Consider the following 12,775-nt stretch of genomic DNA (forward strand, 5'->3'; position numbering starts at 1 on the left):
TTGCGATTGTTACGAGGCCATGCGCAATTAAGGACATGTTAGGTATTGGCGTAATGTTTGGTTAAATGACAGTCTATTTACGATTCATCGGTAAGCATCATAAACAGGATTTTTATAAAAATGCGAATGACTATCTACTTAATGAAGAATATGGTTACGGTTAAGCCAAATTTCCTAATATCAATATTTCTGCTGTTCGAAAAAACTAACTCACTAGAAGTTGCTGGCTAATATTTAACACGAGCATAGCAATACTCTATACTGCTATGCTCTAAATGTACTAAACAGACGTTTTCTGCAAAATATAAACCACAAACTTCGCCTCTGTGCTAAATGCTGCTGTTTCTACGGCGGTCAATAATGCTTGCCTTTTTTCACTGCGGGCACGGTAAGCATAAGGCGTCATCGTCATCAAATCAGCCACATCACCTGCGGATAACGTCAACTCTGTACTGACACGGTAGGTCTCAACCAACGTAAAGTATGGTGCCAATTCTTGCAAAAACTTATCAGAATCGTGCTCACGTACATCATCAAATAACGCATCACGCATCGTTGCCAAATGCCCGACATCAGGTTTGGCAATGATCAGATAGCCAGTATCCATCAATACATTATCAAACGCCTCGGGCAAAATAGGACTAAAGATACTACTAATACCCGTCATACTGTGCGGGCGTAATGGTAGATGTGCAGCACTAGTCACTAATGGATAGACTGCTGTCGTCTTGGCAGTATTTTCTTGACGCAGCTGATACCATAGATGACCTGCTACTTTGCTGACCTTAGCCAACTCAACCACTGCAGGCTTACTAATATCAGCGGCTATCAGCAGGTCTATAGCATCTGGTCCCATTTGCGCCATTGCTTGCGTGTAGTAGCCTTCTCCACAACCAATGTCAAGCCAACTGACAGGCGCGCTAGCTTGCTCATTTATTAGCTCATCGTTAGACAGCAATTCTGCCATTTTTTGACTAATTAGCTTTTGGAGCGGAGCATAGTGCCCATGATTTAAAAACCGCTTACGCGCATCGATAGACTCTTGGCTATCCCCAGGTGCTTTGGATTTTTTTTGCTGCACTGGCAATAAGTTGACATAGCCTTGTCGCGCCACATCAAAGGGGTGTGAAGTTTGCTTAGAGTGCAAACTACCATCACAACGCCAAGTATCTGCGGCGGGCTGTAGCGGTGACTGACAAATCGGACAAATAAATAACGACACGGGCATCTCAAAGTGATGTTGATATATTTCGCATTTTAACAAAATTCATGAGTCTTGAGCGACAAAAAGCCGCCTCAATAATGATTGAAACGGCTTTTTAGAGTCTCGCAAATTGATATCTATATAGATATTCGGCGGTTATAGCTTAACGCAGTTTTAGCGTCATTAACCCAAGAATGACAAGAATAATGGCAATAATCCAAAATCTCGCCACCACTTGTGTTTCTTTCCAACCAATTTCCTCAAAGTGATGATGCAGTGGCGCCATACGGAATACGCGTTTTTTACGCAGCTTATACGAGCCAACTTGCAACATAACTGATAGCGCTTCAGCAACGAATAAACCACCCATAATAGCAAAAGCAATCTCTTGGCGAGTCATCACGGCGATAGTACCTAACATCGCGCCCAATGCTAGCGCACCAACATCACCCATAAATACTTGTGCTGGATGCGCATTAAACCATAAGAAACCAAGACCTGCGCCAACCATTGAACCACAGACGATGATGACTTCGGAGTTGTAAGGAATATAAGGAACATGTAAGTAATCAGCAAAGCGTACATCACCTGATACATAAGCCATCGCGCCCAAACCTGCAGCAACAAGAACGACTGGCAGAATCGCCAAACCATCTAAACCATCGGTTAGATTGACTGCGTTAGAAGCGCCATTAATCACAAAATAAGTAAAAATGATAAAGCCAATACCAAATGGCACCGCTGAAAATGGAATCATCCAGTCTTTGAATACTGGCAATAGCAGATCCTGCATTTCACGCGTGGTATTGATATCGGGTTGTAACGTGGCGATATAATACAACGACACACCGACAAATAACGCGCCCATCGACAGCCAAAAATACTTTTTGCGAGCGATTAAGCCTTTTGGATCTTTGTACTTAATTTTTAGCCAATCATCAGCCCAACCTACGGCACCGAAGATAACCATAACCACGAGCAAAATCCAAACATAAGGATTGTTTAATCTTGCCCACAGTAGCGTCGATATACCAATCGCACTTAGGATCAACACCCCGCCCATGGTTGGCGTACCAGTCTTGACCAAATGCGATTGAGGCCCATCGTTACGAATGGCCTGACCATATTTGAGCGAGCGTAGGTGCCTAATAACACGACCACCAAACATCATACTAAATACAAGGGCGGTAACAACAGCGAGCAATGCTCGTAGCGTCAACGAAGAAACCGCAGAAAACGGCGTATAATACTGGCCAAGCCAGTTGAACAACCAAACTAACACCGCCTACTCCTCGACTAGCGCATTTATAAGAGTTTCCATTCCCATGGAACGAGAGCCTTTGAACAACACAGTACAAGGCTTGGCTTGTTGCGCTTGCAAATACGGCTGTAAATACTGTAATAAACTTTCTTTATCGGCAAAAGCATGAGCACTGATATCAGATACCTCTTGCGCTCCCGCGACGGTATAAGGTGCAAACTCACCAACACAAAGCAGCACATTGATACCCGTGGTCGCAATAGTACGGCCTAAGCTTTGATGCTCACTAATAGCCGCCTCACCTAACTCACCGATGTCGCCCAGCACCATGACTTGCGTGCCTGTTTGCGCAGCCAATACTTTGGCGGCAGCACGTACCGAATGAGGATTGGCATTGTAAGTATCATCAATGAGACGATGCATACCAAGTATCTGGCTATTTAAACGACCTTTAGCAGGACGCGCGTTTTCTAGCCCAACAACAATATCACTCACTTCAATGTTTAGCGCATGCGCACAGGCAGCAGCAGCCAAGGCATTATTGACATTGTGCTCACCTGCCAATGGTAAATTGATGTCATGGATTTGGTTGCCAATATGTAGCTTAAATTCGCTGCGTTCAGGCTCTACGTCTAAATGGCTTGAACTCACATCCGTATTACCGAAACCAATCACATGAGACGTGTGTTTTTCAGCGATACGGCGTAGTTGGTTGGTAAAATCATCTCTATCAGGAACAATCGCAAACTGTGCGTCTGTCAACGTATGATAAATCTCTGCCTTGGTTTGGCAGATACCTTCACGGCTACCAAACTCACCCAAATGTGCCGTTCCAATGTTTAAGATACAAGCTACATCAGGCTGAACAATTTCAGTTGTATAAGCAATCTCGCCAATATGGTTTGCGCCTAACTCCAGAATGGCATAGCGATGATGATCTGATAGTTCAAGCAACATCATTGGTACACCCAAATCGTTGTTGAGGTTGCCACGAGTGATCAATGTCGGTGCCAATCTACCAAAAATACTGCCTAGCATTTCTTTACAAGTAGTCTTGCCACTAGAGCCTGTAATAGCAATCACGGTTAAATCTGTATGTTGCTGACGACGATACGCTGCCAGCTGGCCTAGCGCCAAACGGGTATCACTGACCACCAATTGCGGAATAGCATTTGAACCGGACAACGAGATAGGACGTGAGACAACAGCGGCAATAGCTCCTTTCGACATTGCTGTCTCGATGTAATCGTGACCATCGAAATTATCGCCGCTTAGCGCCAAAAATATATCACCGGGCTTTATCGTGCGGGTATCAGTGGCTATACGCTTACTGGTTAAAGCAGTCTGCTCTGCTGCACTGCCTTGTGGTAGCTGCCAACGTCCATCGAGCGACGCATTTGCTGCAAGTAGATTGTCCATTTGCCAGACATAGAGCCCTTGCGACTGGGCAGTATTATCGGTGTCGGCTGTCATAATGATTACCTTATATGATGACTACTTAATTTTTATATTTAATGATCAGTTTTTTACTAATGCGTGTGTAGATAGCCAATCAATTACACACGACCAGCTTGATTCAATGCCTGCTGCAAAACAACACTGTCATCGAAATCATAGCGAACGTTGTTTATTTCTTGATAGGTCTCATGACCTTTGCCTGCGATGACCACGATATCGTCGGGGCCAGAGTAACTAACTGCATACTCAACGGCGGTTTGGCGGGCAGGCTCGATATGGGTTCGTTGATATTGCTCAGCTGTCATACCAGCCTGCATATCTTGCAAAATCACATTGGGATCTTCGGTACGTGGATTATCCGCAGTCAAAACAACTCGATCAGCACCTGCCAGACCTGCTTGCGCCATCAATGGTCGCTTGCCTGCATCACGATCTCCGCCGCAACCAAATACCGCCCATAATTGTCCTTTACAGTGAGTCTTAAGACTGGCCAGCACTTGGCTTAGAGCATCTGGGGTATGCGCATAATCAACGATAAAACAACCATCATTTGACGGTACGCGCTGCATACGTCCAACAGCACCTTGCAACTGTGCAACAGCAGGCGCAATACGCTCAATATTTATGGCCAAGTCATCATCAAGTGCTACGACGGCTGCTATCGCTGCGAGCAAATTAGCTACATTGAAGCGACCTAATAATGGACTGACAATCTCTATGTTGTCAGCTTTCTCATCGCCAAAATCAGTACGCAGATTTATTTTGACGCCTTGCAGACTGGGTGTGATATCAGTGGCAACAAAAGTGGCTGCTTTTGATGAATCCAAACTGTATGTCCATACCGTCAAATCGCTAGCGTTTGCCGTATCTAATATCACCTGAGCGTGCTCATCATCAATATTGATAATGGCATGGGTCAAATCTGGGAAATGGGCTTTATCAAACAGCTTGGCTTTGGCAGCAGCATATTCTGCCATATCGGCATGATAGTCTAAATGGTCACGGCTCAAATTGGTATAAATCGCTACAGTGATTGGCATACCTTGTAGACGTTGCTGGTCTAACCCGTGAGAACTAGCTTCTAATGCCAATATCTCAGCATTTTCTGTTCCCATTTGATATAAGAACTGTTGAACAGCTAAAGCATCACCCGTGGTATGGCTAGCTTGCACCAGCGCACCGAGCCTACCATTACCTGCAGTACCCATCACTGCGCTACTCTGACCCATCAATTGAGTAAGCTGTGCTACTAATTGACTGATGGTCGTTTTGCCATTGGTACCAGTCACCGCAACCACAGTCGGTAGAGTCACTGTCTGCTGATATTGTAGGCGCGCTTGAATCAAACTACCTAAAAAATCGCGTATATTGGGAACGTATAAGACAGGGCAAGATGACGCTGCTAATTGCAGCTGCGTATCAGCGATATCACCTGTCGTCGATTCACTACTAGTACTTGAAGGATTATTTGCTTCGCTAAGCAAAACAATAGGGTCAATTTCTGAGAGAATAAACGCGGCTTGCTCAGCTGCTTGCAGTAAATAGTCGCGACTTTTTTGAGGGTTTGCCGTTTGGCTTTTTAGAAGGACAAATACATCATTCGCTTCTAGTTGACGACTGTCTAATCGAAACTGTTGGAATGGAGTATGAGCAACAGATTGATCTTGACCTGAATCTGCCTGATTGGATGCTTTCTGAATCGATGTTGCTACCATCGCTGTCAGCTGCTGGCTTTTATTAGTATCTACAAGCTGTTGTAAAGTAACAGTAGCGCTATCTAGCGATGACATAGTCATAGATAAATCCTAAACAGTTAAGACGTGTCAGCTCAATAGAACTGGACATTTAAAATAATTGAACGCTTACTGCGCTTCCGTTTTCAGTGGCTTATCCAAAGGCACATTGTACAACCGTAACGCTTCTTTCATCACATTATGGAAGACAGGTGCAACTGTTAGACCAGCATAAATCTGACCGCGCGGGTCTTCGATTAGCATCACGCCCACCAATCTTGGATTGGATGCAGGTGCCATCCCAGCAAAGACGTTACGATACTGGTCAGTATAATAGCCACCGTCTGGATTGATGCGGCGCGATGTACCTGTCTTACCTGCTACACGATACCCGTCAATAGCGGCGGCTTTCGCCGTACCACCAGGCTCAGTCACGCTCTCGAGCATCTGTACGATAGACATTGCTTGCTCATGCGCCATGATGCGTTTGCTTGGCTGCGGCTTGTCAGTTTTGGTTAAGGTAAGTGGGTGCATGACACCACCTGCTGCTAGCGCTGAGTAAGCTTGTGCGACTTGCGCCAATGTCACTTGTAGACCATAGCCATAACTGACGGTTGCACGCCGTGCTGTTTCTTTTTCTTTTGGTGTCACGACCAGCCCACTACCTTCACCTGGGAATTGTAAAGGTGTCTTTGCACCAAAGCCAAATTGTTTTTGCATGTTAGTAATAGCATCTGCAGGCAATGATAAGGCAATCTTGGTCGAGGCAACGTTACTAGATTTTTGTAGTAGCGTTGCCATGTTAATCATACCCAAATTATTATGATCTCGAATGGTATAGCCACGTACGCGAATCGAACCAGGGTTGGTATCAATTAAAGTCGTTGGCGTATACTTGCCCGAGTCTAACGCTGTGGCAACGGTAAACGGTTTCATCACTGAACCTGGCTCAAACACATCTAACAGTGCGCGGTTACGCTGGTTTTCACCCGTCATCTCATTAAGGTTGTTCGAGTTAAACGACGGCCATGTTGATAATGCAAGTACTTCGCCCGTTTGTACATCCACGATCATACCCGTTGACCAGCGTGCTTTTTGCAAGCGACCAGCCTTTTCCAGCTCTTTATAGAGCAGGTACTGCAAGCGCGAATCAATCGTCAACGCCACATCTTTACCCGGTACTTCTGGCTCAATTTGTTTGATCTCTTTCAGACTGTTCTGTTTAGCATCTTTTAGAACTAGCACCTTACCGTCATCACCCGCCAGATCTTTTTCATATTGGCGTTCGATACCAGCACGGCCTTCGTAGCCACCTTCAGGATCGTTGGCGTTTTGACCCATAAAGCCCAGCAACTGAGCGTTAGACTGTGGCTGTGGGTAATAGCGCTGAAAGAAGTTCTTTTCATAGACGCCAGGAAAGTCAAGCGAGCTGACGCTTTGAGCAATCTCAGGTGTAACCTTATTAAGTAGTGGCAGATAGTGCGAGCCTGCACCAGATGGCAAAGCTGCTTTTACCGCCTTCTCATCGGTCACATCAATACTGTCATCAATGGCCGTGACTTTTTTCAACTCATCAACCGAGATATTGGCAGCAGCGGCTAGCTTTGTCAGGTCCATATTATCTAGACGCTTTTGCATACGCGCCTGTAATTGTGGACTACTAGGGTTGGTAATGATAATACGCTTTAGCTCATAATATTCACGCGAATAATCATGCGGACTAAATGAGACAGTCGCGAGCGGCGCGCTGACTGCAAGCGGTAGATTATTGCGATCAGTAATCATGCCGCGATAAGATTTTTGGGTACGCTCACTGGTGATGAGTTGATTACCTTTGTCTTGATAAAACTGTGCGTTGGCAACCTGAATATAATAGGCGCGGCTAATCAATAGCGCTAATATAACCAGCGCTAAACCCCATACCATACGAAAACGGTTTTTGTCTTGTTCGAAACCCCCGAGAGCAGAAGCGCCTGAAGCTTTACTCGAAAAAACCATTTTGCTCTTGCGGTTTTTTACACTGGTATAAGCGCCTTGAGTGTCGCTTTTTTTGATACGACCAAATAGTTTTGCCTTACGATTATTTGCGGTCTTATCAGGCTTGCTACTCGTCTGACCAGATTTAGCAGCACTGGCTCGGCGTAGAGGTTTGGTTACCTTGCCGCTGGCTGGCTTCTTGTTGATTTTTTTTGCGGTGGATTTAGGCTTCTTCTCACTCATTGTCCTGCCTCCATCGCTGGCTCTTCAGGAGAGATATCCGTAGAGGCACGTGGCCCAATAACGTCAGATGTATCTTCATCTGAATCTTCTGTAACCACTGGCACCAATGCAGTTGCGACACCAGGTTGGATAATTAACTTATCCTTTAATGTTGGTGAATACATACCCAATTCAGCAACCGCCCGACTGGCAATCTGCGGTGTTGCACTAAAAGTTTGTTGCTCAATCAATAGACGTTGATGCTCTACTTGTAGCTTACGTTCTTGTTTTTTCATATCTTGCAAGGTTTTATAGTCCTGATGATATTGCTGAACTTCTTCGGCAGTTTTGATACCACTCCATACAATCGTGGCTGCCAATAGTAGTAGCACGACCACATAAATACTCACCACATTAAACCGGCGCACGAACAGCTCGCCGACATCGGTGTTATAAGGTGTAGCAGTGCGGCGATTCGCAGGTTTGTCAGATATTGCCATGACGATCTCAAAAAGGTGAACGTAAACGATAGAGTAGATAACGGACTGCGAAAGATGAACGTGTCATTATGCGGTCATACCTCAACCAAATACGTTGAGTGACTGTAGAGCATATCAAGCCCTTCAACTATTAAGCAGATAAAAACGAACTGCTGAGCCTAACAGACAATATTTACAGCTTTTTAACAGTGGCGTAGCCATTAGGACATTTGAGCATCATTTAGACAAACATTAGCAACCTTAATCAAATCACTAATCATATTTATCTATGACTTGTGGCGTCATAACATTCTATAGTGCAGTTTTCTGCTCATAAGCTGTGTCAGTACGCGTTGCCATGCGCAGCCATGCACTACGCGCGCGCGGGTTTTGACTTGTCTCAGCTTTGCTTGGACCGACACGTTTTGGCTTACTAAAGTAACGCGGACGGTTGGGCGGCATCGGCAGGTTTTCGTCTTCTGGATACTGACCTTTACTATGGCGCTGCAAAAACTGCTTGATACGGCGATCTTCTAATGAATGAAAACTAATCACCGCCAGCTGTCCGCCCGACTTCAAAATCGGAATGCTTTGTTCTAAAAAAGCATCAACATCACCAAGCTCATTATTAATAAAAATCCGCATGGCCTGAAAGCTCTGGGTCGCTGGATGCTTACCGCGCTGCCAATTTGGATGCGCAACTTTGATGACTTCTGCTAGCTCAAGTGTTGACTCATAACTTTCCATCTGTTTGATAGCACGGGCAATACGGCGACTGTGGCGTTCTTCGCCAAATTCATAAAGTACATTAGCCAACGTTTCATCATCGACTGTTTCTAGCCATTCAGCAACTGACTGGCCACGACTGGTATCCATACGCATGTCTACTGCACCATCGCGCATAAAGCTAAAGCCGCGACTACCATCATCGATTTGCGGTGAGGAAATGCCCAAATCTGCCATCAATCCGTCAACTTCAGTAATGCCCATGGCTGCTAAGTTGTCTGTCAACGTCGCAAAGCTGTCATGAACCACTTTCACGCGGCTATCTACACTTGCCAGCTCTTGCGCCACGCTGATAGCTGTCGGATCTTTATCAAAGACAATCAACTGCGCATCATCAGCAAGTTGACTTAATAATAGTCTGCTATGACCACCGCGCCCAAAGGTGGCATCGACGTAAATACCGCTTACTTTTAAGCTATTTTGGTCGTCATTGCTTTTATCGTCACTGCCTTTACCCTCGCTGCTTGCTTGCTTAGGCAGAGATTTGACACCCAGCACTGCCGCAACTGTCTCTGGTAGGAGTACGGCATCATGAACAAAACTTAATTCGTCAGAGTGGGTATCGTCAGCAGTTTCAGAATGATTTACGTTAGATAGTGGCTTTTTTTCTGGCTTATTATTTAATAGTGACACAAACGACTCAGTAGATGGCGACCATATTGGCCAGTAATAGTAAAAAATCAGATGAAAATAAACAAGTTATGCCTTGGTTAGCATTATTATCGCAAGGATACACCTGTAGTCAAGCGCTAGACGGGCTTTTCATTAAAAATATCCCATCTCTCTGTTATACTAGCGCTATATTTTACGCTATTTTTCTACCTTGACGACGATTGTTTCAGCCGTATTTTTTATTCGAATATTTCGTTCGTATTTGTCATGGCAGTTTTTCACTACCCTCTTTCATTGCTAGACTCATTAACAAACACATTCATCAACAAACACACTTTGAGATTCTTATGACGCAACCATCGACCCAAGCATCAACGCGCCCTATTCGTACTCGTATCGCGCCTTCACCGACTGGCTTCCCACACGTAGGTACTGCCTATATTGCCCTGTTTAACTTGGCTTTTGCCAAAGCTCACGGCGGCGAATTCATCTTACGTATCGAAGACACTGACCAAACGCGCTCAACTGAGCAGTCAGAGCAAATGATTTTAGATGCCTTACGTTGGGTAGGGCTCGATTGGAGCGAAGGTCCAGACATTGGCGGCCCGCATGCCCCATACCGTCAAAGCGAGCGTGGCGATATCTACAAAAAACACGCTGAGCAACTGCTAGATAGTGGTCATGCCTTCCGCTGTTTTTGTACCAGTGAAGAGCTAGATGCGATGCGTGCAGCACAAATGGCCAATGGTGAGACCCCGCGCTACGACGGTCGCTATGCCAACTTATCACGCGAAGAATCAGACAAAATGGTCGCCGATGGCAAACCATACGTCATTCGTATGCATGTACCAACCGAAGGCACTTGCCAAGTACATGACATGCTGCGCGGTACGGTTGAGATTCCTTGGGCACAGGTAGATATGCAAGTGCTGCTCAAAACTGACGGCATGCCTACTTATCATCTGGCCAACGTCGTCGATGACCATTTGATGGAAATCACCCACGTTATGCGCGGTGAAGAATGGCTGAACTCTGCGCCTAAGCATCAACTGCTGTATGAGTATTTTGGTTGGGAGATGCCGACCCTTTGCCATATGCCACTATTGCGTAACCCTGATAAATCAAAGCTATCTAAGCGTAAAAACCCAACCTCTATCACCTATTACCGTGACGCAGGTGTGTTGCCTGAAGCGCTGCTCAACTATCTCGGGCGTATGGGCTACTCAATGCCTGATGAAGCAGAAAAATTCACCTTAGATGAGATGATTGCCAGCTTCGATATTCAGCGTGTATCACTTGGTGGCCCTATCTTCGATATCGAAAAGCTCAACTGGGTAAATAGCGAATGGCTACGTGCGCTCACCCCTGAAGAGCTAAAGAACAAAATCCTTGAATGGGCTAGCAATAGCGACAAGCTAACGGCTATCGCAGCCGCGATTCAGCCACGTATCGAGCTATTGTCTGATGCGGTAAACTGGGGTGGTTTTTACTTCCAAAACCTACCTGATATCACTGCTGAGAGCTTTACGCATAAATCACTCGCACCTGAGCAAATCATCGAGATGCTGCAATTAGCGCTTTGGCAGTTAGAAGTGCTGCCAACGTGGTCAGAAGAAAACATCTATGCCACGCTAAAAGGCCTTGCCGCTCACCTTGACATTAAGATGCGTGACTTTATGGCGCCATTCTTTATCGCTATCGCTGGTAGCACCTCATCGACGCCAGTGATGAACTCTATGGCGATTATCGGTGCTGATATGACCTTGACTCGCTTGCGTCATGCAGTCGATGTATTAGGCGGCCTCGGTAAAAAGAAACTGAAGAAGTTAGAGAAACAAGCGGCAGAATTGCCAGATTTTTTAGCTGCTGCTGAATAGCTTATAAACTGAACAACTTATCTGCTAAATAACCAATGAACTAAACTTGTCATATTTAGAAGGGTCAGGCCAGTTCTGACCCTTTTTTATTCTTAATCAATATCGCTACTCTCATACGATCAAACCTCTTAATTGGAGTAAACATGGCTGCCAAAAACGTCACGATAGAAAGCAAAGACTATGTCTTTAACACGCTAAAAGAAGCGCAGAAATACTATGATGCGATCGCAAAAGAGCTTTTTGACGCAACTTTGACCCTGACAACGGGTCAAGATTTTGACGATTTAAAATGGATCTATAGCACTTACTGTGGCTACACCAAGCATAATCTGGATAAATTGAGCGAATATGACATCATCGGCGTCAAAGGTATAAGAACGATCCGCGAAAAAGGTGGTCAATATGTGCCAACTGAGTGCTGTGCGATTATCTTTTCTGATGGTAGCGAAGAAGAGTTTTATACCGATAAAGCCATCAAAGAGATTGCCATCAAGCAAAATCCACGCTAATTTGGGCTTATTGAGCCTTTAAAATAGGTTAAAACGCTTTTTTTTGCATATTTATGAATTATTTTTAAAATAGTTGTTGACAAGACTGCCGCTCTTACATAAAATACGCACACTCTTAGCGAGGGGCTATAGCTCAGTTGGTAGAGCACTTGCATGGCATGCAAGGGGTCAACGGTTCGACTCCGTTTAGCTCCACCATACTTATTTATAGCAACGCTCAGTATTACTGAAACGTAATAATAAATACTCGCTAGTAGGACAATATCAGCACCTAGGCAATGCTTATTTATAATAAGCCATCTGATATTGTGAAGTACCGTTGTAACCATTGGTTATAACACTCTATGCGTCCCCATCGTCTAGAGGCCTAGGACACCGCCCTTTCACGGCGGTAACGGGGGTTCGAATCCCCCTGGGGACGCCACTATTCGGCGTCACTTATTAGCACTTTTGCTTAGCATTAGATCAGACTAATAAGCGAACAATAAAAAATCCCAGTCATCATACGATGACTGGGATTTTTTATGTCTATCGTTTCTCAAAACCCTCTATTCTACTGTCGCTAGCTTATTGTTGATAGCACTATTGCCAACCTATTTAATAATCGTTAATATCGACCTGACAAGCGTTTTTATAACGTGTACCCACATGCCATAT

At 45.0% G+C, this 12,775-nt stretch carries 9 protein-coding genes and 2 tRNA genes; 4 read left to right on the top strand and 7 right to left on the bottom strand.

Going from position 1 to position 12,775, the window contains the following annotated elements; translation table 11 throughout:
* Positions 1–280 precede the first annotated feature (280 nt).
* From ACT3QR_RS07350 to rsmH, 7 genes are all read right to left on the bottom strand, one after another.
* Positions 281–1,228, bottom strand: a complete 948-nt coding sequence (locus ACT3QR_RS07350; protein WP_444520698.1) for a putative RNA methyltransferase — start codon at positions 1,226–1,228, stop codon at positions 281–283.
* Positions 1,229–1,367: 139 nt separating this feature from the next.
* Positions 1,368–2,486, bottom strand: coding sequence for a phospho-N-acetylmuramoyl-pentapeptide-transferase (gene mraY, locus ACT3QR_RS07355; RefSeq protein WP_444520699.1), 1,119 nt, complete (start codon positions 2,484–2,486; stop codon positions 1,368–1,370).
* A gap of 3 nt (positions 2,487–2,489) precedes the next feature.
* Complete coding sequence (locus ACT3QR_RS07360) at positions 2,490–3,938, bottom strand: UDP-N-acetylmuramoyl-tripeptide--D-alanyl-D-alanine ligase (protein ID WP_444520700.1); 1,449 nt, start codon at positions 3,936–3,938, stop codon at positions 2,490–2,492.
* Between the two features lie 83 nt (positions 3,939–4,021).
* Entirely contained in the window at positions 4,022–5,719 is a 1,698-nt protein-coding gene (locus ACT3QR_RS07365; protein ID WP_444520701.1) for a UDP-N-acetylmuramoyl-L-alanyl-D-glutamate--2,6-diaminopimelate ligase, read from the bottom strand.
* Between the two features lie 66 nt (positions 5,720–5,785).
* Entirely contained in the window at positions 5,786–7,876 is a 2,091-nt protein-coding gene (locus tag ACT3QR_RS07370) for a peptidoglycan D,D-transpeptidase FtsI family protein (protein ID WP_444520702.1), read from the bottom strand.
* Positions 7,873–8,355: a cell division protein FtsL gene (gene ftsL, locus ACT3QR_RS07375; RefSeq protein ID WP_444520703.1), complete on the bottom strand. Its 483-nt coding sequence runs from the start codon at positions 8,353–8,355 to the stop codon at positions 7,873–7,875. Before ftsL ends, ACT3QR_RS07370 begins: the two co-directional genes overlap by 4 nt.
* Positions 8,356–8,646: 291 nt before the next feature.
* Positions 8,647–9,753, bottom strand: coding sequence for a 16S rRNA (cytosine(1402)-N(4))-methyltransferase RsmH (gene rsmH, locus ACT3QR_RS07380; RefSeq protein ID WP_444520704.1), 1,107 nt, complete (start codon positions 9,751–9,753; stop codon positions 8,647–8,649).
* A 326-nt stretch (positions 9,754–10,079) separates the two neighbouring features.
* On the opposite strand from rsmH, the gene gltX reads away from it, so the two are divergent.
* From gltX to ACT3QR_RS07400, 4 genes are all read left to right on the top strand, one after another.
* Positions 10,080–11,609, top strand: a complete 1,530-nt coding sequence (gltX, locus tag ACT3QR_RS07385) for a glutamate--tRNA ligase (RefSeq protein WP_444520705.1) — start codon at positions 10,080–10,082, stop codon at positions 11,607–11,609.
* Between the two features lie 143 nt (positions 11,610–11,752).
* Positions 11,753–12,118 carry a hypothetical protein gene (locus ACT3QR_RS07390; RefSeq protein WP_444520706.1) on the top strand — a complete coding sequence of 122 codons (366 nt, stop codon included), beginning with the start codon at positions 11,753–11,755 and terminating at the stop codon, positions 12,116–12,118.
* Positions 12,119–12,240: 122 nt separating this feature from the next.
* Positions 12,241–12,316 (top strand) — tRNA-Ala (locus tag ACT3QR_RS07395).
* A gap of 150 nt (positions 12,317–12,466) precedes the next feature.
* Positions 12,467–12,542, top strand: a tRNA-Glu gene (locus ACT3QR_RS07400).
* Positions 12,543–12,775: the final 233 nt, after the last annotated feature.

Origin of the sequence: Psychrobacter sp. AOP7-B1-25, from assembly GCF_052376195.1 — a bacterium.
Classification (GTDB): Bacteria; Pseudomonadota; Gammaproteobacteria; order Pseudomonadales; family Moraxellaceae; genus Psychrobacter.